Source organism: Enterobacter cloacae complex sp. FDA-CDC-AR_0164 (assembly GCF_003071645.1).
GTDB classification, from domain to species: domain Bacteria; phylum Pseudomonadota; class Gammaproteobacteria; order Enterobacterales; family Enterobacteriaceae; genus Enterobacter; species Enterobacter ludwigii.
In genome coordinates, this window is sequence record NZ_CP028950.1 from 3045823 (window position 1) to 3069462 (window position 23640).

At 56.1% G+C, this 23640-nt stretch carries 21 protein-coding genes and 1 riboswitch; of the genes, 12 read left to right on the forward strand and 9 right to left on the reverse strand.

Annotated elements, in window-relative coordinates:
- Positions 1-12 precede the first annotated feature (12 nt).
- Genes AM410_RS14955 through AM410_RS14965 form a run of 3 tightly spaced genes read left to right on the forward strand, consistent with a single transcriptional unit; the run spans position 13 to position 2834 of the window.
- On the forward strand, positions 13-1170 hold the full coding sequence (locus AM410_RS14955) for an ABC transporter permease (protein WP_108648014.1): 1158 nt from the start codon (positions 13-15) through the stop codon (positions 1168-1170).
- Positions 1163-2113, forward strand: a complete 951-nt coding sequence (locus AM410_RS14960; protein WP_032680601.1) for an ABC transporter ATP-binding protein — start codon at positions 1163-1165, stop codon at positions 2111-2113. The genes AM410_RS14955 and AM410_RS14960 overlap by 8 nt, the downstream gene beginning before the upstream one ends.
- Complete coding sequence (locus AM410_RS14965; protein ID WP_032680602.1) at positions 2097-2834, forward strand: ABC transporter permease; 738 nt, start codon at positions 2097-2099, stop codon at positions 2832-2834. Before AM410_RS14960 ends, AM410_RS14965 begins: the two co-directional genes overlap by 17 nt.
- Here AM410_RS14965 and AM410_RS14970 read toward each other — a convergent pair.
- Positions 2809-2922, reverse strand: a complete 114-nt coding sequence (locus tag AM410_RS14970) for a protein YohO (RefSeq protein WP_010433613.1) — start codon at positions 2920-2922, stop codon at positions 2809-2811. The genes AM410_RS14965 and AM410_RS14970 overlap by 26 nt on opposite strands.
- A gap of 69 nt (positions 2923-2991) precedes the next feature.
- Entirely contained in the window at positions 2992-3732 is a 741-nt protein-coding gene (gene mlrA / locus AM410_RS14975) for an HTH-type transcriptional regulator MlrA (protein WP_020883214.1), read from the reverse strand.
- A gap of 217 nt (positions 3733-3949) precedes the next feature.
- Between mlrA and AM410_RS14980 the strand changes: the two genes are divergently transcribed.
- From AM410_RS14980 to AM410_RS14990, 3 genes are read left to right on the forward strand one after another with little or no spacing between them, the layout of a single operon-like run.
- A complete protein-coding gene (locus AM410_RS14980; RefSeq protein WP_025203652.1) occupies positions 3950-5635 on the forward strand; it encodes a sensor histidine kinase in 1686 nt (561 codons plus the stop codon).
- Positions 5629-6348, forward strand: coding sequence for a two-component system response regulator BtsR (btsR, locus tag AM410_RS14985; protein WP_020883216.1), 720 nt, complete (start codon positions 5629-5631; stop codon positions 6346-6348). Before AM410_RS14980 ends, btsR begins: the two co-directional genes overlap by 7 nt.
- 52 nt (positions 6349-6400) lie before the next feature.
- Positions 6401-6871, forward strand: a complete 471-nt coding sequence (locus AM410_RS14990) for a DUF1456 family protein (protein WP_014170878.1) — start codon at positions 6401-6403, stop codon at positions 6869-6871.
- A gap of 64 nt (positions 6872-6935) precedes the next feature.
- Here AM410_RS14990 and metG read toward each other — a convergent pair whose 3' ends face one another.
- Positions 6936-8969 (reverse strand): methionine--tRNA ligase, encoded by a 2034-nt coding sequence (gene metG, locus AM410_RS14995; RefSeq protein ID WP_020883217.1) that lies wholly within the window; start codon positions 8967-8969, stop codon positions 6936-6938.
- A 137-nt stretch (positions 8970-9106) separates the two neighbouring features.
- Between metG and apbC the strand changes: the two genes are divergently transcribed.
- Positions 9107-10216, forward strand: a complete 1110-nt coding sequence (gene apbC, locus AM410_RS15000; protein ID WP_020883218.1) for an iron-sulfur cluster carrier protein ApbC — start codon at positions 9107-9109, stop codon at positions 10214-10216.
- A 94-nt stretch (positions 10217-10310) separates the two neighbouring features.
- On the opposite strand, the gene AM410_RS15005 is transcribed toward apbC, so the two are convergent.
- Together AM410_RS15005 and AM410_RS15010 are read right to left on the reverse strand one after the other, a co-directional pair.
- Positions 10311-10766, reverse strand: coding sequence for a GNAT family N-acetyltransferase (locus AM410_RS15005; protein ID WP_369797149.1), 456 nt, complete (start codon positions 10764-10766; stop codon positions 10311-10313).
- Positions 10741-11073: an RcnB family protein gene (locus tag AM410_RS15010; RefSeq protein WP_008500887.1), complete on the reverse strand. Its 333-nt coding sequence runs from the start codon at positions 11071-11073 to the stop codon at positions 10741-10743. The genes AM410_RS15005 and AM410_RS15010 overlap by 26 nt, the downstream gene beginning before the upstream one ends.
- Before the next feature lie 489 nt (positions 11074-11562).
- Between AM410_RS15010 and AM410_RS15015 the strand changes: the two genes are divergently transcribed.
- Genes AM410_RS15015 through AM410_RS15025 form a run of 3 tightly spaced genes read left to right on the forward strand, consistent with a single transcriptional unit; the run spans position 11563 to position 15349 of the window.
- Positions 11563-12702: a polysaccharide export protein gene (locus AM410_RS15015; RefSeq protein WP_032680605.1), complete on the forward strand. Its 1140-nt coding sequence runs from the start codon at positions 11563-11565 to the stop codon at positions 12700-12702.
- On the forward strand, positions 12702-13151 hold the full coding sequence (locus AM410_RS15020; protein WP_020883220.1) for an arsenate reductase/protein-tyrosine-phosphatase family protein: 450 nt from the start codon (positions 12702-12704) through the stop codon (positions 13149-13151). The genes AM410_RS15015 and AM410_RS15020 overlap by 1 nt, the downstream gene beginning before the upstream one ends.
- Complete coding sequence (locus tag AM410_RS15025) at positions 13151-15349, forward strand: polysaccharide biosynthesis tyrosine autokinase (RefSeq protein ID WP_032680606.1); 2199 nt, start codon at positions 13151-13153, stop codon at positions 15347-15349. The genes AM410_RS15020 and AM410_RS15025 overlap by 1 nt, the downstream gene beginning before the upstream one ends.
- Here AM410_RS15025 and AM410_RS15030 read toward each other — a convergent pair.
- Both AM410_RS15030 and AM410_RS15035 read right to left on the reverse strand, forming a co-directional pair.
- Positions 15346-16689, reverse strand: a complete 1344-nt coding sequence (locus tag AM410_RS15030; RefSeq protein WP_032680607.1) for an NCS2 family permease — start codon at positions 16687-16689, stop codon at positions 15346-15348. The genes AM410_RS15025 and AM410_RS15030 overlap by 4 nt on opposite strands.
- 20 nt (positions 16690-16709) lie before the next feature.
- On the reverse strand, positions 16710-18488 hold the full coding sequence (locus AM410_RS15035; protein ID WP_073396142.1) for an adenine deaminase: 1779 nt from the start codon (positions 18486-18488) through the stop codon (positions 16710-16712).
- 122 nt (positions 18489-18610) lie between these two features.
- On the opposite strand from AM410_RS15035, the gene AM410_RS15040 reads away from it, so the two are divergent.
- Both AM410_RS15040 and AM410_RS15045 read left to right on the forward strand, forming a co-directional pair.
- Entirely contained in the window at positions 18611-19531 is a 921-nt protein-coding gene (locus tag AM410_RS15040) for a LysR family transcriptional regulator (RefSeq protein WP_175556439.1), read from the forward strand.
- A gap of 70 nt (positions 19532-19601) precedes the next feature.
- A complete protein-coding gene (locus AM410_RS15045; protein WP_073396140.1) occupies positions 19602-20117 on the forward strand; it encodes a protein disulfide oxidoreductase in 516 nt (171 codons plus the stop codon).
- Positions 20118-20153: 36 nt separating this feature from the next.
- Here AM410_RS15045 and AM410_RS15050 read toward each other — a convergent pair whose 3' ends face one another.
- Together AM410_RS15050 and AM410_RS15055 are read right to left on the reverse strand one after the other, a co-directional pair.
- A complete protein-coding gene (locus tag AM410_RS15050; RefSeq protein WP_025203662.1) occupies positions 20154-21620 on the reverse strand; it encodes a pyridoxal phosphate-dependent decarboxylase family protein in 1467 nt (488 codons plus the stop codon).
- Positions 21621-21638: 18 nt separating this feature from the next.
- Positions 21639-23015 (reverse strand): diaminobutyrate--2-oxoglutarate transaminase, encoded by a 1377-nt coding sequence (locus AM410_RS15055; protein ID WP_014170865.1) that lies wholly within the window; start codon positions 23013-23015, stop codon positions 21639-21641.
- A gap of 493 nt (positions 23016-23508) precedes the next feature.
- Positions 23509-23606, forward strand: a riboswitch (TPP riboswitch).
- Positions 23607-23640 lie beyond the last annotated feature (34 nt).

Genomic DNA, 23640 nt, shown 5'->3' on the forward strand with positions numbered 1-23640 from the left:
CAGGACAGGGCTGTGCCAATAAAATGTCATAACCGCGTACTGCTGCTGTTGGCCTGTGTGGCCATCGCGGCGGTCGCGTTACCGTTTGTGAATGTGGCCCCGAATCGCCTGATGTCGGGGGAGAGTCGCTCGCTCTGGCAGGTCTGGTCATTTACGCCGTGGTTGCTGGTGGCGGCGCTGGGCGCATGGGTTGCGTTGTCGCTCTGGCAAGGACGCACGGCCCAGTGGCTGACGCTGCTCCTTTGTGAAGGGCTGTTTATCGTCTTATTCTGGGGAGGCGGACTTGCAGCAACGCACATGACCTCGGCGGAAAATCCGCTGGCAAGAACTTCTGTGGGTAGCGGTTTGTGGCTCTGGCTGGCGCTGTGTCTGCTGGCCTGCAGCGATGCTATTCGCCGTCTTATATCAACATCCGTCTGGCGCTGGATACTCAATGCCCAGATATGGTGTATTCCATTGCTGCTGCTGTTTAGCGGTGAGCTGAATAATCTCTCGCTGTTAAAAGAGTACGCCAACCGTCAGGAGGTGTTTAATGACGCCCTGGCGCAACACCTCACGATCCTCTTCGGCACCCTGATCCCGGCCTTACTGCTCGGCATACCGCTGGGTATGTGGTGCTATCGCCACCCTTCACGTCAGGGTGGGGTGTTTGCCGTACTGAATGTGATTCAGACCATCCCGTCCATCGCTCTGTTTGGCCTGTTGATTGCTCCGCTGGCCGGGCTGGTGAAGTCGTTCCCGGTGCTGGGAACGATGGGGATCGCCGGAACCGGTTTAACGCCAGCCCTTATCGCGCTGGTGCTCTATGCGCTGCTGCCGCTGGTGCGCGGCGTGGTGGCCGGGCTGAGCCAGGTCGCGCCGGACGTGCTGGAAAGTGCCCATGCAATGGGGATGAGCGCGAGACAATGTTTCTGGAAGATCCAGCTGCCGCTGGCTTTGCCCCTGCTGCTGCGCAGCCTGCGGGTGGTGGCGGTGCAAACCGTTGGTATGGCGGTGATTGCGGCGCTGATTGGCGCGGGCGGCTTTGGCGCGCTGGTTTTCCAGGGGCTGTTGAGTAGCGCCCTGGACCTGGTGTTATTGGGCGTGGTGCCCACGATTGCGCTGGCGGTTGTCATCGACGCGCTGTTTGCCTTATGGCTCGCGCTGCTCAGGAGAAGAGCCAATGATTGAATTTCACGATGTCAGTAAAACCTTTGCGGGTCGTCCGGCGGCAAGCCATCTCAACCTGAATTTTGCCGAGGGCGCATTTTCCGTGCTGATTGGCACATCGGGATCGGGAAAATCCACCACCCTGAAGATGATTAACCGCCTGGTTGAGCACGACAGCGGTCTGATCCGCTTTGCCGGAGAGGAGATCCGCAGCCTGCCTGTGCTGGAACTGCGTCGTCGTATGGGGTATGCCATCCAGTCTATCGGCCTGTTTCCGCACTGGACGGTCGCGCAGAACATCGCCACCGTGCTACAGCTGGAGAAATGGTCGCGGGCAAAAACTGCCGACCGGGTTGATGAACTGATGTCTCTGCTCGGGTTAGAACCTGCGCTGCGTGACCGCTACCCGCACCAGCTTTCCGGAGGCCAGCAGCAGCGGGTGGGCGTGGCGCGTGCGCTGGCGGCCAATCCGCAGGTGTTACTGATGGATGAACCCTTCGGCGCGCTGGATCCGGTCACGCGCGCCGCACTGCAGGCGGAAATGACCCGCATTCATCGCATTCTGGGGCGAACAATCATTCTTGTGACGCACGATATCGATGAGGCGCTGCGTCTGGCTGACCATCTGGTGCTGATGGACCATGGCGAGGTGGTGCAGCAGGGGACGCCGCTTGAGCTGCTGACCTGGCCGAAAAACGATTTTGTGCGTGAGTTTTTTGGCCGCAGCGAGCTGGGCGTCAGGCTGCTCTCGCTGCGTACGGTCAGCGACTATATGCGTCGACAGGACGCGACGGTGCGTGGCGAGCCTCTGCAGGAACAGATGAGCTTGCGGGATGCGCTTTCGGCGTTTGTTGCCCGTCAGTGTGAAGTGTTGCCCGTTGCGGATGCCCGGGGCGCGCCAAGTGGCACCCTGCATTTTCGCGATCTGCTGGCAGGGGAGGTGACACGTGAAGGCACTTCGTGATCCGCTGTTCTGGCTGGTCGTGCTCTTTGTCGCTTTGCTGTTTCTGATGCCGCACAGCGCGGCGCTGTTTAGCACGCTCTTCCCCGACTTGCCGCGCCCGGTGTATCAGCAGGAGAGTTTTATTAATCTCGCCCTGGCCCATCTCTGGCTGGTGGTGCTCTCAAGTGCCGTCGCTATTGTACTGGGCGTGGGGGCGGGCATCGCGGTCACGCGCCCCGCGGGCCGGGAGTTTCGCCCGCTGGTGGAGACCATTGCGGCGATTGGCCAAACGTTTCCGCCGGTGGCGGTGCTGGCGATTGCAGTGCCGGTGATGGGCTTTGGTCAGCAACCTGCCATCATTGCGCTGATTTTATACGGTGTGTTGCCCATTCTGCAGGGTACACTGGCCGGTATTGCGGCGGTACCTGCGTCGGTACTGAGCGTTGCTGAAGGGATGGGGATGAGTCGCGCAGAGCGGCTGCGCAAAGTTGAACTCCCCCTGGCGGCACCGGTCATCCTTGCGGGGATCCGTACGTCGGTGATCATCAATATCGGGACGGCGACCATTGCGTCGACGGTGGGAGCCAATACCCTGGGAACGCCGATTATCATCGGCTTAAGCGGGTTCAATACGGCCTATATTGTGCAGGGGGCGTTGCTGGTCGCGCTGGCGGCAATCGTCGTCGATCGCGTTTTTGAGCGTCTGGCGCAGTATCTCAGCCGACACCGCCACGAACAATAAACGAATACCCGGCCAGCATCACGCCACCGATACCGCTTACGGCCATCAGAACAAAAAGGGTAATTACGGCCAGTTTGGTTGCCTTCATCATGTGCTCCTGTTGTTAACGGAACAATTATACGGTGAAGCGCAGCTGTTAATGAACCATTAAATGCCGTTACGGCTCTTCCGGGCCAAGCGAGTAAACCGGGTAGCCATGTTCACGCCATTCCGTCATCAGCTGTTGCTGCGAGGCGGAAGGCACTTCTCCGCACCAGACCAGCAGGGTCTGGCCGTCGAACAATTCAGGGCGAAATTGCGCCAGCGAGTGCACAAGGACGTCAACGCGCCAGCCATTCTGGGTGGCAATCCAGGCCTCCAGCCACAGACGAGTAGTATCGTGCACGTTCCAGCCGACCACCAGCGCGTCTTTTCCGTGCTTGTTCTTCGCCGAGGCAAGGCAGACGGCAATATAGTTGATCAGGACGCCGTCGAGCATACTCAGCAGCGCCTGCAGGGTGGTCTGCTGGCACTGCAGGCGTCGACGGAGCGGGATGAAAAGATGCGTGATCAGCGTTTGCGCGGGATAATCGCGCCCTTGCTCTTTTATCCATGCACGCAAGCGCTGCAGATTGCCCGCCTGCAGAAGGCGCAGCAACGTTTCCTGTTGTTCGCGCCAGAGAAGCTGCGTGTCAGGATCGTCATGGCTGAGCAGGGATTTCACTTTGCCAACCTGCACACCGTTATCGATCCAGCTTTTGATCTCGCGGATCCGGTCGATATCGGCATCGTTGAAGAGACGATGGCCTCCGTCCGTTCTCTGCGGTTTGAGTAATCCATACCGTCGCTGCCATGCCCGTAGCGTGACGGGATTGATATCACAAAGGAGTGCCACTTCACCGATTGTGTAAAGCGCCATATTCGCCCCCTGGCTTACGCGTCCCCAGCTTAACTGTAGTCCCTGTTTACTGAACCAGGAAGAAATGGTTGTTTTTTGCACGAATAATGCGAAGCAGGCGTTAGGTTCGGCAAAAGGTGTGATGCCGGGCACGAATTGCAGCTTTTTTGCCGCGCTTCAAAGAAAGTTTACCGCCAGCAGTGTATGTTACGCGTTTTGAGGGTGTGCGGTTTTGAGTATGTACGAGTTTAATCTGGTGCTGCTGTTGCTTCAGCAGATGTGCGTGTTTCTTGTCATCGCCTGGTTGATGAGTAAAACGCGTCTGTTCATTCCGCTGATGCAAGTTACCGTACGCCTGCCGCACAAGCTGCTCTGCTACGTGACCTTCTCTATTTTCTGCATTATGGGAACCTATTTTGGTCTCCATATCGAAGACTCCATTGCCAATACGCGAGCCATCGGTGCCGTGATGGGAGGGCTGCTTGGCGGCCCTGTGGTCGGTGGGCTGGTCGGGTTAACCGGTGGCCTGCATCGGTATTCGATGGGCGGCATGACGGCGCTAAGCTGTATGATCTCAACGATCGTCGAAGGGCTGCTCGGCGGACTGGTTCACAGCTACATGATTAAGCGCGGTCGTCCGGATAAAGTCTTTAGCCCGCTCACCGCCGGGGCGATCACCTTTGTCGCTGAAATGGCGCAAATGGCCATCATCTTGCTGATTGCCCGGCCGTTTGACGATGCGCTCCATCTGGTGAGCAATATCGCCGCCCCGATGATGGTGACGAATACCGTCGGTGCTGCGCTGTTTATGCGTATTTTGCTCGACAAGCGCGCCATGTTTGAGAAGTACACCTCGGCGTTTTCCGCGACGGCCCTGAAGGTCGCCGCCTCGACGGAGGGGATCCTGCGTCAGGGCTTTAACGAAGAGAACAGCATGAAGGTGGCGCAGGTGCTTTATAAGGAGCTGGATATCGGCGCGGTGGCGATAACCGACCGTGAACGGTTGCTGGCTTTTACCGGCACGGGCGACGACCACCATCTGCCCGGGAAACCGATCTCCTCCGCCTATACGCTGCGCGCCATTGAAACCGGCGAAGTGGTGTATGCCGACGGCAACGAAGTTCCTTACCGCTGTTCGCTGCACCCGCAGTGTAAACTGGGCTCCACGCTGGTCATTCCGCTGCGCGGGGAAAACCAGCGGGTAATGGGCACCATCAAGCTTTATGAAGCGAAAAACCGTCTGTTCAGCTCTATCAACCGTACGCTGGGAGAGGGCATCGCTCAGCTACTCTCCGCGCAGATCCTCGCCGGGCAGTATGAGCGTCAGAAAGCGTTGCTGACGCAATCCGAAATTAAACTCCTGCACGCTCAGGTGAATCCGCATTTCCTGTTCAATGCGCTTAATACGCTCAAAGCGGTGATCCGCCGCGACAGCGATCAGGCCGCGCAGCTGGTTCAGTTCCTGTCGACGTTTTTCCGCAAAAACCTTAAACGTCCGTCCGAGATTGTGACCCTGGCCGATGAAATAGAACACGTTAATGCCTATCTGCAGATTGAGCAGGCTCGCTTCCAGACTCGTCTGCAGGTCTCGTTATCCGTCCCGGATGAGCTGGCGTATCAGCATCTTCCGGCCTTTACCCTGCAGCCTATTGTGGAAAACGCCATAAAACACGGTACGTCACAGCTGTTGGGGATTGGGGAGATCACCATTTCCGCCAGCCGCTTTAACCATCATCTGGTGCTGGATATTGAAGATAACGCCGGGCTTTACGTGCCTTCCACCTCAGGCGGATTAGGGATGAGCCTGGTGGATAAACGCCTGCGCGCGCACTTTGGTGATGACTGTGGCATTACCGTGGCCTGCGAGCCCGACCGATTCACCCGTATTACGTTACGACTGCCGCTGGAGGAAAACGCATGCTAAGAGTGCTGATTGTGGATGATGAGCCGTTAGCACGGGAAAACCTGCGCGTTCTGTTGCAGGAGCAGCCTGACATTGAGATTGTGGGGGAGTGCGCAAACGCCATTGAGGCCATTGGCGCCGTGCACAAACTGCGCCCGGACGTGCTGTTCCTCGACATTCAGATGCCCCGAATTAGCGGCCTGGAGATGGTCGGAATGCTCGACCCGGAGCATCGCCCCTACATTGTGTTTTTGACCGCCTTCGATGAATACGCCGTCAAAGCCTTTGAGGAGCACGCATTCGATTATTTACTGAAACCGATTGAAGAGAAGCGTCTTGAAAAGACCCTCAGCCGTTTGCGCCAGGAGCGCACCGTGCAGGATGTCACGCTGTTGCCGGAAAACCAGCAGCCGCTGAAGTTTATCCCGTGCACCGGCCACAGTCGGATTTACCTTCTGCAGATGGACGATGTGGCGTTTGTCAGCAGCCGTTTGAGCGGCGTATTTGTTACCAGCGCGGAGGGGAACGAAGGCTTTACCGAGCTGACGCTGCGGACGCTGGAGAGCCGAACGCCGCTCGTTCGTTGCCATCGCCAGTATCTGGTGAACATGGCGCACCTGAAAGAGATCCGGCTGGAAGACAACGGACAGGCAGAGCTGGTGCTGCGTGCCGGGCAAACCGTCCCCGTCAGTCGCCGCTACCTTAAGAGTTTGAAAGAGGCGATCGGCCTGTAAAACTGGTACACTGCGCCCCATTGCATCATCGACAGTTAAGTTAAAGGCACCCATGCTCAGTAATGATATTCTCCGTAGCCTGCGCTACACCCTGAAAGCAAACAATAACGATATGGTGCGCATTCTTGCGCTTGCTGGCATGGAGTCCACCTCTGCCGGTTTCGACACCTGGATGACAAAAGAGGATGAAGAGGGGTTTGTTCGCTGCCCTGACATTATCCTGTCTGGCTTCCTGAACGGCCTCATCTACGACAAGCGCGGGAAAGATGACTCAGCACCAGAACTGGCGCTTGAGCGTCGGGTGAATAACAACACGGTGCTGAAAAAGCTGCGTATCGCGTTTTCACTGAAAACAGACGACATTCTGGCGATTATGACAGAGCAGAAGCACCGCGTGTCGATGCCGGAGATCACCGCCATGATGCGTGCGCCGGACCATAAGAACTACCGCGAGTGCGGCGACCAGTTTTTGCGTTATTTTTTACGCGGACTGACTCACCGGGTGCATCACGCTAAGCCGTGAGTGGTACCGGGGCGTGAAGGATGAAGAGGCAAAAAAAAGCCGGAGATTATCTCCGGCTTTTTTATTATTTCACCTGCTGACCTGGTTTGGCGCCTTCATCAGGGCTTAACAGGAAGATATCTTTCCCGCCAGGACCTGCCGCCATCACCATGCCTTCCGAGATGCCGAAGCGCATTTTGCGCGGTGCCAGGTTGGCGACCATCACGGTCTGACGGCCAATCAGCACCTGCGGATCAGGATAGGCAGAACGGATTCCGGAGAAGACGTTACGCTTCTCACCGCCCAGATCCAGCGTCAGGCGCAGCAGTTTGTCCGAGCCTTCGACAAATTCCGCGTTTTCAATCAGTGCGACACGCAGATCGACCTTGGCGAAATCATCAAAGGTAATGGTCTCCTGAATCGGATCGTCTGCCAGCGGGCCGGTCACCGGCGCAGCGGCAGCCTTCACCTCTTCTTTAGACGCTTCCACCAGGGATTCTACCTGCTTCATCTCGATGCGGTTGTACAGCGCCTTGAAGGTATTCACCTTGTGACCGAGCAGCGGCTGCTGGATAGCATCCCAGGTCAGCTCGGTGTTGAGGAACGCTTCAGCGCGGGAGGCCAGCTGTGGCAGTACCGGCTTCAGCCAGGTCATCAGCACGCGGAACATGTTCAGGCCCATGGTGCAGATCGCCTGCAGGTCGGCGTCGCGGCCTTCCTGTTTCGCGACAACCCACGGAGCCTGCTCGTCAACGTAGCGGTTAGCCACGTCAGCCAGCGCCATGATTTCACGAATTGCTTTACCGAACTCACGGCTTTCCCAGGCTTCGCCAACCGCCGCGGCGGCGTCGGTGAAGGTTTTGTACAGCTCAGGATCGGCCAGTTCGGCAGACAGCACGCCGTCGAAACGCTTGGCGATAAAGCCTGCGTTACGGGAAGCCAGGTTCACGACTTTGTTGACGATGTCGGCGTTCACGCGCTGCACGAAATCTTCCAGGTTCAGGTCGATATCGTCGATGCGGGAAGAGAGCTTCGCCGTGTAGTAATAACGCAGGCTGTCCGCGTCGAAGTGGTTCAGCCAGGTGCTGGCTTTAATGAACGTACCGCGAGATTTGGACATCTTCGCGCCGTTGACCGTCACATAGCCGTGCACAAACAGGTTGGTTGGTTTACGGAAGTTACTGCCTTCCAGCATCGCCGGCCAGAACAGGCTGTGGAAGTAAACAATGTCTTTGCCGATAAAGTGATACAGCTCGGCGTCGGAATCTTTCTTCCAGTATTCGTCAAAGCTGACGGTGTCGCCGCGCTTGTCGCACAGGTTCTTGAAGGAACCCATGTACCCGATTGGCGCATCCAGCCAGACGTAGAAGTATTTACCCGGTGCGTTCGGAATTTCGAAACCGAAGTACGGTGCATCGCGGGAGATATCCCACTGCTGCAGACCGGATTCGAACCACTCCTGCATTTTATTCGCGACTTGCTCCTGCAGCGCGCCGCTGCGGGTCCACGCCTGCAGCATTTCGCTGAAGGACGGCAGGTCGAAGAAGAAGTGCTCGGAATCACGCATTACCGGTGTGGCACCCGAAACAACAGATTTCGGATCGATAAGCTCGGTCGGGCTGTAGGTTGCGCCGCACACTTCGCAGTTATCGCCATACTGATCCGGTGATTTACATTTCGGGCAGGTACCTTTGACAAAGCGGTCCGGCAGGAACATGCCTTTTTCCGGATCGTACAGCTGAGAGATGGTGCGGTTTTTAATAAAACCGTTCTCTTTCAGGCGAGAGTAGATCAGCTCCGACAGCTCACGGTTTTCGTCGCTGTGCGTGGAGTGATAGTTGTCATAGCTGATGTCAAAGCCCGCAAAATCGGTCTGATGCTCCTGACTCATTTCGGCAATCATCTGCTCTGGGGAGATCCCCAACTGCTGCGCTTTCAGCATGATCGGCGTGCCGTGGGCATCGTCCGCACAGATGAAGTTAACCTCGTGGCCGCGCATTCGCTGGTAACGGACCCAGACATCAGCCTGGATATGCTCCAGCATGTGGCCGAGGTGGATTGAGCCGTTGGCGTACGGCAGTGCGCACGTTACCAGAATTTTCTTCGCGACTTGAGTCATAGTAGGCATTACTTCTTTTAACTGTGAAAAGGGTTTTTGATATTACCAAAAGGGGCATTATTAAGTAAGCACAAACCACGGCCTTTCAGGTAAACTTGTTCATCTAAGGTCTTATTCACAAGAACAAAGGAGTCGGGATGAGTTCTCAATCCCAGGCCAAATCACCGGAAGCCTTAAGAGCAATGGTCGCCGGGACGCTGGCTAACTTTCAGCATCCAACCCTGAAGCACAATCTCACCACGCTGAAAGCGTTACACCATGTCGCATGGCTGGACGATACGCTGCACATCGAGTTGCAGATGCCCTTCGTCTGGACCAGCGCGTTTGACGCGCTGAAAGAGCAAACCAGCTCTGAGCTGTTGCGCATTACCGGCGCGAAAGCCATTGACTGGAAGCTGACCCACAGCATCGCCACCCTCAAGCGTGTGAAAAACCACCCGGGCGTGAACGGCGTGAAAAACATCATTGCCGTCAGTTCAGGCAAGGGTGGGGTGGGTAAATCCTCCACGGCGGTAAACCTGGCGCTCGCGCTGGCAGCCGAAGGGGCGAAAGTCGGTATTCTGGACGCCGATATTTACGGACCGTCTGTGCCTAACATGCTGGGCGCGGAAAACCAGCGCCCAACCTCGCCGGATGGCACGCACATGGCACCGATCATGGCCCACGGTCTGGCAACCAACTCCATTGGTTATCTGGTGACTGACGATAACGCCATGGTGTGGCGTGGCCCGATGGCCAGCAAAGCGCTGATGCAGATGCTGCAGGAGACAATGTGGCCCGATCTGGATTATCTGGTGCTGGATATGCCGCCGGGCACCGGTGACATTCAGCTGACGCTGGCGCAAAACATTCCGGTCACGGGAGCGGTCGTGGTGACCACCCCGCAGGATATCGCGCTGATCGACGCCAAAAAAGGCATCGTGATGTTCGAGAAAGTGGACGTGCCGGTGCTGGGTATTGTCGAGAACATGAGTATGCATATCTGCAGCAACTGCGGACACCATGAGCCTATCTTTGGCACCGGTGGGGCAGAAAAACTGGCTGCGCAGTATCACACCCAACTGCTTGGGCAGATGCCGCTGCACATCTCGCTGCGTGAAGATCTGGACAGCGGGAAGCCGACGGTCGTCAGCCGTCCGGACAGTGAATTTGCAGAGATGTATCGACAGCTGGCGGGGCGCGTTGCGGCGCAGCTTTACTGGCAGGGCGAAGTCATCCCGAGTGAAATTGCGTTTCGCGCGGTGTGAGTGCTTTAGTCTGAATTGCCGGGCGGCGTTTGCGCCTGACCCGGCCTACGGAAATAACGTGTTGTAGGCCGGCTCAGCGAAGCGTCACCCGCGTTTAACGCTGTACGTAATGCATTAAAAAGTACTCACCTTCCGGCGAGTCACCCTTCGCTTCAATATGCCAGCCATGGCGCTGGTAAAAGGCAACAGCCCGGTCATTCTTTACCAGACACTTCAGCGAACCCGTACTGGTGAACGCGTTTTGCACCTGTTCAAGGAGCGAATGACCGACGCCCAGACCTTGATACTGCGGATCGACAAACAGATTGTGCAGGAAATTGTCGTTCGTCCACACCGAAGCAAAACCCAGTCGATGCCCGTCCTGAACGGCCACCCAAATCACTTCGTCGCGGGTTGCCGCGTCAAAGTCTTCAAGCTGCCACTCGGAACCGTCCAGCCATGGCCAGGCCTCGCGCCGCGCGTGGAGATAGAGTGTTCGCAAAAAGGGGCGATCGCTCTCCTGCCAGGGCCGGATTAAAATGTCATTAGCGGTGATAGAAGATATCTCCATTGTAGGCTTTGTAGATTTTGCCATCTGCATCGCCAATCAGGACGTAGTTCTCGCCCATATAGGTCCAGTGGGTACCCGCATCCGGGGCCGGCAGGTTACGCAGCTGGTACTGTTTAATGGTGTACTCAGGCGTTTGATACTGCGCCGGTGCGGTGTCGCCAATCTTGAATTTGGTGAAATCAGCGATGAACTCTTGTTCCTCATAGGCTTTAATGCCTGATGGCGCAGCGGCGGTTTGCGGGGCAGAAAACGCGGAACCCGCCAGAGACAGTAATACACCCAGAAGCAGCAATTTACGCTTAGCCATTTTTTCTCCAGTGATATCGTTACAGATACTTTTCGTCTGCGGGTTCATGGAACGCGAGGCAGACAGTCCATTTTAAGTACCAAAGCATGGTGTGTTTGAAAAAAAATGTAACAAAAGTGGACGGTTTTGTGTAGTCGTAATGACGCGCGCAGTATCACTACAGTCAATATCTCCCGAATTTGATATTTCCAATATTTATTATTTCATTAATCAATTCTGAAAATACCTTCTCACTTCGCAAATGGACTGTTCAACGCATGCTTTCCCACGTAAGAACATTTAATATCGCCTCCGTATGACATCAATCTCTTTCCATTTTTTTCAAAAGAATGGGAACGATTTTGCTTTTTTATCGCCATGAAGGGAAACGTTGTCTGTTTTTTGTAATACGTCCGCTAAAACAATAACCCGTTGAAAATTTTAATGTAAATGAATTTATTTTTTATCTGTTTAACAACAAACACAACAATAAAAGAACTTTTTATATAAATGAAAAATACAACGCTATTTTCACTTTTATTTCTTTCAGTCGGCCAGTTAACTGGTTGCGTATTTTCGCCAGGTCAGGATCTCAGCATTACCGGGAAAAAAGTCATGGCTGACGGAGAAGCGAATTATCAGCTCGATCAACACGTGGAAATTTATCCCCTGACCCCGGCGCTCGTTGAAAAATTGCGACCGCCTGTCCTCAAATCTCAGGCAAATCCTACTCTGGATGAGCAGGTCAAAAACTGGGAATACCGCATAGGCACCGGCGACATCCTGACGGTCACCGTCTGGGATCATCCGGAATTAACCACGCCCGCAGGGCAGTATCGTACCGCGAGTGACGCGGGTAACTGGGTGAATGCGGATGGAACGCTCTTCTATCCCTACGTCGGAAAACTGCATGTTGCAGGCAAAACGGTCGCGCAGGTGCGTGAAGCAATCACCGCGCAACTGGAGAAGGTCATTGAGAGCCCGCAGGTGGATGTCAGCGTGGCGTCTTTCCGCTCACAAAAAGCCTATGTGACAGGAGAGGTGGCAAAATCAGGCCAGCAACCGATAACCAATATTCCGTTGACGGTAATGGACGCGGTCAACGCCGCAGGTGGGCTTTCCGCGGATGCCGACTGGCGTAACGTGGTCCTCACGCATAATGGCCAGGACGCGCGCCTTTCGCTCTATGCGCTGATGCAGCATGGTGATTTAAGCCAGAATAAGCTGCTGTATCCGGGCGATATCCTCTTTGTTCCGCGTAACGATGCCTTAAAAGTGTTCGTGATGGGCGAGGTGGTGAAGCAGAGCACGTTGAAGATGGATCGTAGCGGAATGACCCTGGCGGAAGCCCTGGGGAATGCAGGCGGGCTGGATCAGAATATGGCCGATGCAACCGGGATTTTTGTTATTCGCTCGGTAGCGAAAAAAGGGGCGACGGACAAAATTGCCAATATCTATCAGCTCAATGCGAAGGATGCCTCCGCGATGGTACTGGGGACGGAATTCCAGCTTGAACCGTATGACATTGTCTACGTCACCACCGCGCCCTTGTCACGCTGGAATCGCGTGATCACGCAGCTGGTACCCACCATCAGCGGTGTCCATGACCTGACCGAAACCGTCCGCTTCATTCGTTCATGGCCGCAATAATGTTTAACTCAATCTTAGTGGTTTGCACCGGCAATATTTGCCGTTCGCCGATGGGGGAGCGGCTGTTGCGACAACAGCTGCCCGGCAGACTCGTGACATCGGCTGGGATTTACGGATTTGAAGGACGCCCGGCGGATGCAACTGCACGGGAGGTGGCCCGGTGTTACGGCGTTTCGCTGGAGGGGCACGTGGCACGCAAGATGACGCGCAGCATGTTGCAAACCTCCGATTTGATTCTGGTGATGGAGCCGGAGCACCTGCGTTTTATTGCCGCTGTGTCGCCCGAATGTCGCGGAAAATCGCTGCTGTTTGGCCAATGGCTGGAAAACAGGGACATTCCCGATCCTTACCGCAAAAGTCGTGAAGCGTTTGAATATGTTTTCGGGCAGCTGGTAAAAGCCAGTCAGGAATGGGCTCGTCGTGTGGGTCAAAAAGGAATGAAGCGTTAATGTCTTCTCATACATCAGACAAATACGGTGCTGCCGCACCGCACAGTAATGAAATCGATCTTATGCAGCTACTTGCTGAGATGATTGATCACCGCATGCTAATCGGGCTGGTCACGCTCCTGTTTACGGTGTGCGCGGGGCTCTACGCGTTTAGCGCCACGCCGGTCTACCAGGCGGATGCCCTGGTACAGATAGAAGCAAAGCAGGACAACTCGTTGCTTAAAAGCTTAAGCCAGTTTGGGTCTGACCTTTCACCCGACGCTGAACCTGAACTGTTGCTGCTTAAATCGCGCATGATCCTGGGGGGAACCGTTGATAATCTGGGGCTGACATATCAGGTAAAACAGCGCGTTCTCCCGGTTGTGGGGCGCCTCTGGGAACGTCTAGGAGGCAGCAAACCGGGCAACATGACGATAGGTGAGCTTAACCTGCCCCAGCAGGAGGGGAAACCGCAAGCGGTTGTCCTGACCGTGCTGGGGCAGGGCCGGTATCGCCTGGAAGGGGAGACGCTTAAGGCTGACGGTAGGGTTGGCAAACGGCTGGTGAAAGACGGGATCACGCTTCTGGTGACCTCGCTCAGCGCGGAGCCGGGGACCCAATTTACCCTTCATGCCTTCACCAGGCTTGAGGCAATTAACGCGCTGCAGAAGAGACTCTTTGTCGCGGAATCCGGTAAACAGAGCGGTATGATCACCCTGACGCTGACGGGTGAAGACCCGGACAGGATAGCGGTGGTGCTCAATACGATTGCTGAAAATTATCTCAGCCAGAATATTGCGCGCCAGGAGGCACAGGATTCCCGAAGTCTGGCGTTTTTACAGGAGCAGTTGCCTAAGGTCCGTCACGAACTGGATGAGGCCGAAGCACGACTGAATGCCTATCGGGCGAAGCGCGATTCCGTCGACTTATCCCTTGAGGCGAAGTCCGTACTGGATCAGGTCGTTAACGTGGAAAATCAGCTCAACGAACTGACTTTTCGTGAGGCAGAGGTTTCTCAGCTTTTCAAAAAGGATCACCCGACCTATCGCGCATTACGGGAGAAGCGACAAACGCTCGAAGAGGGACGCGCGCGCCTGAACAGCCGGGTTTCATCTATGCCTTCTACCCAGCAGGAAGTGTTGCGCCTTAGCCGTGATGTCGAGTCCGGGCGTACCATTTACCTGCAGCTGCTGACACGCCAACAGGAACTGAACATTTCACGCTCCAGCGCTATCGGCAACGTGCGGATCATTGATACCGCGGTTACGCAACCTGAGCCAATAAAGCCCCGTAAAGCGCTTATTATTCTGCCTGGTGTGCTGCTAGGGCTGATGGTCTCCATGGGTTGGGTGTTGGTTCGTACTGCCTGTCGGCGAGGGATCACCTCGTCAGAGCAAATAGAAGAGCAGGGGATGCCGGTTCTGGCGACGCTGCCGCGCTCGGTCTGGCTGTGGAAAAAAACGCATTTGCGCCGAAAGCACTTTTTGGCGCCCCACGGGAAACACAAAACTTCGGATATCCCCTTCCTGCCCACAGACCGGCCAGCGGATATGTTTGTTGAAGCGATGCGCGGACTGCGTACCAGCCTGCACTTCACGATGATGGACGCCTCAAACCAGATCGTGGTGATTACGGGCCCCACACAGAATTGCGGCAAAACGCTGGTCAGCACGTCACTGGCATCAATAGCGGCTCAGGCCGGAAAGCGGGTGCTCTTTATCGATGCGGATATGCGTAAAGGCTATGTGCATAATCTCTTTAAGCTGAACAACCATCACGGATTATCCGCTGTCCTTGAGGGAAATGTGGCGTGGCAGGAGGCGATCCAGCGCGTTGATAAGGCGGGCTTTGATGTTCTGACCTGTGGTCCCCAGCCGTTACGTCCCGTGGAGCTGCTCATGGGAGAACGCTTCCAGGAGGTGATGTCGGGGATGAACGCACACTATGACGTTGTTATCGTTGATACACCGCCGGTGCTGGCCGTGACCGATGCGGTGCTGATTGCCAGAGTGGCCGCAACCACGTTATTGGTTGCCCGCTTTGGTAAAACCAACGTGAAAGAGACGGAAAACTGTGTAAAGCGTCTGCAGCAGATGGGTGTGCAGGTGAACGGTGCCATTCTCAATGATATCGTGAAATCTGCGGCGCTGTATTACAGCGCGGGGTATAGCCATTTCGACTACGGCTATACCCCGAAGGAAAAGAGGCGTGAGGGTTAGTGCTTCACCAGCGTGGCGAAGTAATACACCAGGGGAATGGCGAGGATCCAAAGACCGACGGGGATATCGCGCCATTTCCCGGCTATCGCTTTGATAACGATATAAAACAGCAGCCCGCCCGCAATACCGGTCCCGAAACTGTTGGCAATCAGCGTAATCATCACCATCATCAACACCGGCAAGCCGTCGGTGAAGTTCGCCAAATCAACCTTACGTAGACCGCTAAACATATTCAGCCCGATGAGGATCAGGGCGGGCGCCGTGGCTTCTTTCGGGATCATCAGCGCCACAGGGGTAAACAGCAGCATCAGCAGGAACATTACCGCCGCGGCCAGCGCGGTCATGCCGGTTTTGCCGCCGGCTTCCGCGGCTGCGGACGATTCAATCAGCGCCGTGGCGGCAGGAATGCCTACCCACGGGCCAATCGCGGCGGCAATGGAGTCCACCATAAACGGGCGGTTAATGTTTGGCATATTGCCTTCTTCATCCAGCAGCCCTGCTTCCCCGCCCACCGCCAGCGTTGTTCCCATGGTGGAGAAAAACTCGGAGGCGAAGAAGACAAACAGGAATGGCAGAAAAGCAATATTCAGCGCGCCCAGCATATCGACATGCCCAAGGACGGGAGCAATGGAGTGGGGCACATCGATAAAACTGGCGGGTAATTTCGTGACGCCCATCGGAATACCCACGAGGGTCGCGAGCAGGATAGCCCACAGGATCGCACCCGGAATACGACGAGCCTGCAGGCCGATAGCCAGGAACAGGCCGAGTAACGCCACCAGTGCACCGGGTGACAAAAAATCTCCCAACATCAGTGCGTTCGTTTTGGCATTCGCCAGCACCAGCCCGGCGTTGCGGAAACCGAGTACGGCGACAAACAGACCGATGGAGGCCGTCAGCCCCAGCTTGATGGACTGTGGCACCGAGCGGGTCACCACTTCACGCAGGCCAAACCGGGTCAGCAGAAAGAATAAAATCCCCGACCAGCAGGCGATACCCAGACCAATTTGCCAGCCAATGCTTTCACTGCCCGCAAGCGTCACCCCGACCAGCACCGAGCCACCAATTCCTGGCCCGACGATAAACGGCAGGTTGGCGTAAAACGCCATCAGCAGCGTCCCGGCAACGAAGACCAGAATGGTGCCCGTGGTCGCGGCGCCTTTATCCATTCCTCCCACGGCCAGCAGCCCCGGGATCACCACCAGCAAATAGGCGGCGGCGAGAAAACCAGTGATACCCGCCAGGCACTCGGTGCGCACGGTGCTCCCGCGTGCACGGAGTGCAAAACGACGTTCAAGCCAGCGCCCTGGTGCTGGCGAATTAACGGTATTGTCGGCCATTATCCGGCTCTCCTTCGGTATTATTGTGTGTTGTCCGGGGTTTCCCGGTAAGAAATCAGCGGATCGACAATCTGGCGCGTGCTGCCATCGGTCAGTCCAAGATCGGTCAAATGTGGCCCGGCATTACAGGCAAGGCAGGTTCCTTCGATGGCCTTAAAGACCCGATACGGCGGTTCCCAGTCGGCAATCAGACTGCTGCGATCGCGCAGCGTCCTGAACTGCAGCGCCAGCTCGGCAGGTGGCAGTTCCGACAGCATGCCCGCAATCGGCATGGCAACGTGGGCAATCACGTCACCCTGTTGCGCCAGCGCCATGCCACCACCGCTGTTGATAAGCGTATTGGCAGCCAGCGCCATATCGTTCGGATCGCGGCCCAAAACCACCAGGTTGTGAGAGTCGTGCGAGTAGCTGGTGGCAATCGCCCCGCGCAGTTCCCCCCAGCCTTCAAGCAGGGCAATTTGCGGTTTTGCTGCATGACGGGCATGGCGATGCTGAACCCAGATCAGGCTAAAGCCGTCCGGGATCTGCACGCACCCGTTGCGCACCTGCACATCTGTTTCACCCCAGCGGGTAAAGCGCGCGCCGCAGATGTGGCGCAAGCGAGCCACGCCATGGTTCGCGTTGCCAATACGCATGCAAAAATCATCAGCGGTCAGGGCAGACAACCGTACGGTATCACGCGGCAACGTAAGAGGCGTATCAGCAACAGGTTCGAGCGTTGCCCCGTCCCGGGCAATCAGCTTTCCGGCGACGTAGACCTGGCGCGCCGTCAGTTTATCCAGCGAGTCAAACACCACCAGATCCGCGCGACGCCCGGCGGCAATCAGCCCCAGGTCGTTACGCTGCAGGCGAATGGCTGCATTGAGCGTTGCAAAACGCAGTGCGTCGGTGGCCGCTAATCCATGTTCAATCAGCAGGTTCAGCAGCGCGATGATCCCGCCTTTTTCCATGAGGATGTCTGGCGGAACATCATCGGTACAAACCGTGATGTGAGACGAAAGATGGGGGAGCGTTTTCAGGGCGCTGACAATATCGGGCAGCAGATAAGGGTGCGAACCGCGGATCTCCAGCGTCAGCCCGGCACGCAGTTTTTCCAGCGCATCGTCAGCTGACGTTAACTCATGGTCAGAAGTCACGCCTGCTGCCAGATAAGCCTGTAAATCCGCACCGCTGAGACCGCGGGCATGGCCTTCAATCAGCTTTCCGCTGTCGAGCCCGGCCTGCATAATTTCAAGCATACGCTGGCTGCCATTAAGCACCCCGTGCATGTCCATCACTTCAGCCACACCGCGCACTTCCGGCCAGCCGAGCAGGGTGTTCATCTCGTCTCCGGCAAAATCCGCCCCGGACATTTCCAGGCCGGGCGTTGAGGGCACGCTTGAAGGCGCGGCGACCATCACCTGCAGCGGCAGATTGCGGCTGGCCTCAATGGCAAAACGGACGCCGTCAATGCCCAGCACGTTGGCCAGTTCATGCGGATCCCAGAAGACCGCCGTGGTGCCCTGTGCAAGCACAATCTCCGCGTAGCGGGCGGGCATAAGATGGGAGCTTTCAAGGTGGACGTGGGTATCCATCAGCCCTGGCGACAGAAACTGGTTGTTCAGCGCGTGGGTCTCATACGCGTCCTTGCGGCTGCCGCGCGGATGGACGCTGGCAATCAGTGAGCCCACGATACCAACATCCGCTTCGCGGATCTCACCGGTGACCATATCCACAATACGGGTATCGGTGAGCAGCAGGTCAAAGGGCATTTCGCCTCGTGCAGCCTGAACGGCGCGGCGTCGGGTTTCAGCAGTCATGCAATTAACAGTTCCAGCATCAAAATAATGACGCTACTCTATGCACACGGCAAACGTTTGCCCAGCTGATAAAATTTATCGCCCGATAACCCCGGGTTATTCTGTGACGCGTGTAATGGATAATCATGACGGAACCCTGGCAGCGCTTGCCCGCGCTCTCTCTTCGACAGCTACAGTATTTTGTCACTCTGGCGCAGCTGCGTCATTTTACTGATACCGCCAGCAAACTGGCTATCAGCCAGCCGGCGCTCAGCAGTGCGTTGCGGCAAATCGAGACGGTGCTTGGGGGCAAACTGGTTAACCGGACCGCCTCGGCCGTGACGTTGACGGAGCTTGGCAATGCCATCCTGCCGCACGCGCAGCGGGTGCTCAGCGTGGCGCAGCTTGCGTTTGACGACATGCAGCACATTGTTCAGGCGGGCGGAGAAGGTACGGTGCGTATCGGGCTGATCCCTTCCGTGAGTTCGCTGCTGTTCCCCTTGTTGCCCCGGACGCTCGCGCAGGCTTTTCCCCGCCTCAGGGTGGAATTTCACGATCAAACCAACGATGCGCTGGTGGTCCAGCTGCTGAAAGGGCAGATTGATTTCGGCATTGGTGCGCTCGATAACTCTGTTCCCGACCAGCTGAACGTGTTTCCCTTACAGGATGATCCGTTTGTCGCGGTCATTCACAGCGACGATCCGCTGGCCGCGTCGGCGCACCTGCCCTGGAAGCAACTGGCAGGGCGAGATATCGCCGTGTTCTCAAAAGGCAATATTCAGCGTCTGGTTGCGGCGCTCGCGGAAAGCCACCGTTTGTCGTTGCCGACACGCTATCAGGTGGACTACATCGAAACGTTGTATGGTCTGGTGCGCTCGAAACTCGCCGTGGCGATTTTACCGCAGCTCTATACCACGCACCTCCAGGACCCGCAGCTCAGGGTGGTACATCTTCAACAACCGGCCCTGGCCCGCACGGTGGCGTTAATGCGTGCCCCGCAGCCGCTTCCTCCGCTTATCGAATCCTGCTTTACGCTGATGGCCGACACGTTGCGAACGAAATGACCCGACACTTCTTTACAGCGTGATGGCGCATTGCTCGCTAAGATGACCGTCGATTCATCAAGAGGTCACAATGGAAAACCGCAAATTCAGTCGACTGCGCCGCTGGGCGCGGGAAGGGATCATCTTCTTTCTGCTCGCGCTGGCCGTCATGTGGGGCGTGGATCAATACCGCAAGCCCACACTCCCCGCCAGCTTTAGCGCTGCACCGATGCACAGCATCGACGGAAAGAGCCACGATATAACGGCACTCAGCCAGGAACGCCCGCTGCTGATATACGTATGGGCAACCTGGTGCAGCATCTGCCGGTTTACGACGCCCTCGGTCAATACTCTGGCAGAACAGGGTGGCAACGTCGTGAGTATCGCCATGCGTTCCGGCGACGATGCAAAGCTGGCGCGCTGGGTCGACAAGAAACAGCTGGTCATGCCGGTGGTCAACGATGCCAACGGTGCGCTGTCACAGGCGTGGCAGGTGAGCGTAACACCGACGCTGGTGATCGTGTCGAAGGGGAAAGTGGTCAGTACCACCACGGGGTGGACAAGTTACTGGGGAATGAAGCTCAGACTGTGGTGGGCAGGGCTGTAAAGAGAGCCCCTCTTCCGGCGGAAGAGGGGCTGGATATTACTTCGCCAGAACTTCCTGTGCGGTACGCTCAACCAGCGACAGCAGGACTTTAATGTCCTCCAGGGTCACGGTTGGGTTCAGCAGAGTCAGCTTCAGGCAGGTGACGCCGTTATGCTCGGTCACGCCGACGTTAGCACGGCCGGATTCCAGCAGCGCATCACCAATTTTCTGGTTCAGCAGGGCGATACCCGCGTCGTCCATCTGTACCTGTCCACGGAAGCGGAACAGTACGCTTGCCAGCTGCGGTTGCATAACCAGTTCCAGAGCAGGCTGCTCTTTCACGTAAGCCGCAACCTGCTGTGCCAGCGTAACACCGTGATCGATGATCGCCGCGTATTGTTCCTGACCCAGCGCTTCCAGGCTCATCCACAGCTTCAGCGCGTCGAAACGACGGGTCGTCTGCAGAGATTTGGACACCAGATTAGGCACGCCAGCTTCTTCATCGAACTCAGAGTTCAGATAGGCCGCCTGATAGCGCATCAGCTCATAGTGGCGCGCTTCTTTCAGCAGGAACGCACCGCAGCTGATGGTCTGGAAGAACTGCTTGTGGAAGTCCAGAGTAACGGAATCCACCAGCTCGATACCGTCCAGGTAGTGACGATACTGCTCAGACATCAGCAGCGCGCCGCCCCAGGCCGCATCAACGTGTACCCAGATATTCTGTTTCGCCGCCAGTTCAGCAATGGCACGCAGCGGATCGATTGCACCTGCATCGGTAGTACCGGCAGTGGCAACAATCGCCAGGATCTGCTCGCCGTTAGCATTGCACTGCTCAATTTTCGCTGCCAGATCGTTGAGATCCATGCGCGAGAATTCATCCGTTTTCACCTGAACGACGGACTGGTAGCCCAGACCCATCAGCGCCATGTTCTTCTGCACGGAGAAGTGTGCGTTTTCAGAGCACAGCACGCGGATTTTACGCAGATCGCCAACCAGGCCGTCCTGCTGAACGGAATGACCCTGACGCGCGAAGAACGCATCACGGGCCAGCATCAGACCCATCAGGTTACTCTGCGTGCCGCCGCTGGTGAACACACCAGCGTCGCCAGCCTGATAACCCACGCGGGTACGCAGCCATTCGATCAGCTTGATCTCAATGATGGTTGCGGACGGGCTTTGATCCCAGGAGTCCATGCTCTGGTTAGTGGCGTTAATCAGCACTTCCGCCGCCTGGCTAACCACCAGGCTTGGGCAGTGCAGGTGCGCCACACACTGCGGGTGATGAACGGACAGGCTGTCTTTCAGGAAGAACTCCACGGCGCGTTCAATCGCCGCTTCGTTGCCCAGCCCTTTCGGGTTGAAATCCAGCTTAATACGGTCGCGCAGTTCCGCGACCGTTTTGCCCTGATACATCTCAGGCTGTTTCAGCCACTGCATCACAGCCTGAGTGCTTTGTTCAATCGCCTGCTGGTAAGCTTCAATGCTCTGCGCAGAGGAGAACAAAATTGGGTTTGAATCTGACATCGTGTTCAACAACTCCGGTTACGCCGGGCGAACGCCCGCAGCAAGCAGTGCCTGCTCGAATTTATCCAGGAAGACTTTCAGCTCATCATCGCTGATCAGCAGGGAAGGCAGCAGACGCAGAACAATACCGTTGCGACCACCGCGCTCCAGAATCAGGCCGGCTTCGAAGCACTTCTTCTGAATCAGTGCAGACAGCTCGCCATCACCCGGGTAGCAACCCATGTGGTCTGCCGCTTCGTGTGGCTTAACGATCTCAATCCCGATCATCATGCCCAGGCCGCGAACGTGTCCGATAACCGGATAGCGTTTCGCCATCTCGTTCAGCTGGCCTTTCAGCCATTCGCCCTGAGCGGCCACTTTGCCCGCGATGTTCTGGTCTTTCAGGATTTTCAGCGTTGTCAGACCGGTTGCCATTGCCAGCTGGTTACCGCGGAAGGTACCGGTGTGGTGGCCTGGTGCCCACGCGTCGAACTGTTTTTTGATGCCGAGTACCGCCAGTGGCAGACCGCCGCCAACCGCTTTAGACATCACGATGATGTCTGGCTCAATGCCCGCGTGTTCGAAGGCGAAGAATTTACCGGTACGGGCAAAGCCAGCCTGAACTTCGTCGAGGATCAGCAGAATGCCGTGTTCCTGAGTCACTTTACGGATGCGCTGCAGCCACTCAACCGGAGCCGGGTTAACGCCGCCTTCACCCTGAACGGCTTCAAGGATCACTGCCGCAGGTTTACGCACGCCGCTTTCAACGTCGTTGATCAAGTTTTCGAAATAGTAGGTCAGCGCTTTCACACCCGCCTCACCGCCGATACCCAGTGGGCAACGGTACTGGTGTGGGTAAGGCATGAACTGCACTTCTGGCATCATACCGTTAACCGCTTCTTTCGGAGACAGGTTGCCGGTAACGGCCAGTGCGCCATGAGTCATACCGTGGTAACCACCAGAGAAGCTGATGATACCGCTACGACCGGTCACTTTTTTCGCCAGTTTCAGCGCCGCTTCAACGGCATCAGCACCGGATGGACCGGTGAACTGCAGGCAGTACTCTTTGCCCTGACCAGGCAGCAGAGAGAGCAGATATTCTGAGAACGCGTCTTTCAGAGGCGTAGTCAGATCCAGAGTATGTAACGGCAAGCCGCTGGTAATGACATTTTGGATGCTTTTCAGCACATCAGGATGGTTATGTCCAAGCGCAAGGGTGCCTGCGCCTGCTAAACAGTCAAGGTATTCTTTATTGTCTGCATCGGTGATCCACACGCCTTCTGCTTTAGTGATTGCTAAAGGCAGTTTGCGCGGATAACTCCTGACGTTAGATTCAAACTCGGCCTGACGGGCCAGATAGGTTTCGTTGCTTTTGTGGGCATCTACGGTGTCAATACGGACTTTATCCGTCATCATATCACTCCTACAACCGCCGCTTCGTTATGAGCAACGATTGAATAAAAAGTTAAAAAACAGATGGGGGCCTGAAAAAAACGCCGCCAATATAGAGCCTTTTGTCACGAGGCTCAATGGTTAATTTGTTTACTGTTTTATGACATGCGGTACGGGGGAGGGAATATCCTCATTTTAAGAATAAAAATTGCGCTTTATGCCAAACAAAAACAGCCGGTTACGCGTATTTTGTCAGGACTGTAAAAAGAGAGAAAAGTGTGTGACAAATCGTGCCATTGAGGGACGTTAAGGGGGGCAGATAGCCCCTTTAAGCGCATTATCTCGACATTACCTGCAAAATACCGGGGTCACGACAGGTTGTTTTTATTCCCGGACATAGCGGTTACAGGCTTCTCATTACATCTGATTGGTATAACAAAATCATGAAAGCGAGAAATCAACAGGTCTTGCATCACTGGTACTCTTCCCCTAATCTGCCAAATGTAAGTGAATTCTTACCAATGACTCGGGGTGCCCTTCTTAAATGAAGGCTGAGAAATACCCGTATTACCTGATCTGGATAATGCCAGCGTAGGGAAGTCAGATGCCTTCCCGGTCATCGCTTCTTCACGCACGGCAGGAGCGATAC

What these genes read in the sequence shown, in the direction of transcription:
- AM410_RS15045 (WP_073396140.1), top strand. Translation starts at nt 19,602, where the DNA reads ATGGAAAACCGCAAATTCAGTCGACTGCGCCGCTGGGCGCGGGAAGGG.
- AM410_RS15050 (WP_025203662.1), bottom strand. Translation starts at nt 21,620, where the DNA reads ATGTCAGATTCAAACCCAATTTTGTTCTCCTCTGCGCAGAGCATTGAA.
- AM410_RS14980 (WP_025203652.1), top strand. Translation starts at nt 3,950, where the DNA reads ATGTACGAGTTTAATCTGGTGCTGCTGTTGCTTCAGCAGATGTGCGTG.
- btsR (WP_020883216.1), top strand. Translation starts at nt 5,629, where the DNA reads ATGCTAAGAGTGCTGATTGTGGATGATGAGCCGTTAGCACGGGAAAAC.
- mlrA (WP_020883214.1), bottom strand. Translation starts at nt 3,732, where the DNA reads ATGGCGCTTTACACAATCGGTGAAGTGGCACTCCTTTGTGATATCAAT.
- apbC (WP_020883218.1), top strand. Translation starts at nt 9,107, where the DNA reads ATGAGTTCTCAATCCCAGGCCAAATCACCGGAAGCCTTAAGAGCAATG.
- AM410_RS14990 (WP_014170878.1), top strand. Translation starts at nt 6,401, where the DNA reads ATGCTCAGTAATGATATTCTCCGTAGCCTGCGCTACACCCTGAAAGCA.
- AM410_RS15025 (WP_032680606.1), top strand. Translation starts at nt 13,151, where the DNA reads ATGTCTTCTCATACATCAGACAAATACGGTGCTGCCGCACCGCACAGT.
- AM410_RS15055 (WP_014170865.1), bottom strand. Translation starts at nt 23,015, where the DNA reads ATGATGACGGATAAAGTCCGTATTGACACCGTAGATGCCCACAAAAGC.
- AM410_RS15015 (WP_032680605.1), top strand. Translation starts at nt 11,563, where the DNA reads ATGAAAAATACAACGCTATTTTCACTTTTATTTCTTTCAGTCGGCCAG.
- AM410_RS14970 (WP_010433613.1), bottom strand. Translation starts at nt 2,922, where the DNA reads ATGAAGGCAACCAAACTGGCCGTAATTACCCTTTTTGTTCTGATGGCC.
- AM410_RS15005 (WP_369797149.1), bottom strand. Translation starts at nt 10,766, where the DNA reads ATGGAGATATCTTCTATCACCGCTAATGACATTTTAATCCGGCCCTGG.
- AM410_RS15035 (WP_073396142.1), bottom strand. Translation starts at nt 18,488, where the DNA reads ATGACTGCTGAAACCCGACGCCGCGCCGTTCAGGCTGCACGAGGCGAA.
- AM410_RS15010 (WP_008500887.1), bottom strand. Translation starts at nt 11,073, where the DNA reads ATGGCTAAGCGTAAATTGCTGCTTCTGGGTGTATTACTGTCTCTGGCG.
- AM410_RS15020 (WP_020883220.1), top strand. Translation starts at nt 12,702, where the DNA reads ATGTTTAACTCAATCTTAGTGGTTTGCACCGGCAATATTTGCCGTTCG.
- metG (WP_020883217.1), bottom strand. Translation starts at nt 8,969, where the DNA reads ATGACTCAAGTCGCGAAGAAAATTCTGGTAACGTGCGCACTGCCGTAC.
- AM410_RS15030 (WP_032680607.1), bottom strand. Translation starts at nt 16,689, where the DNA reads ATGGCCGACAATACCGTTAATTCGCCAGCACCAGGGCGCTGGCTTGAA.
- AM410_RS14960 (WP_032680601.1), top strand. Translation starts at nt 1,163, where the DNA reads ATGATTGAATTTCACGATGTCAGTAAAACCTTTGCGGGTCGTCCGGCG.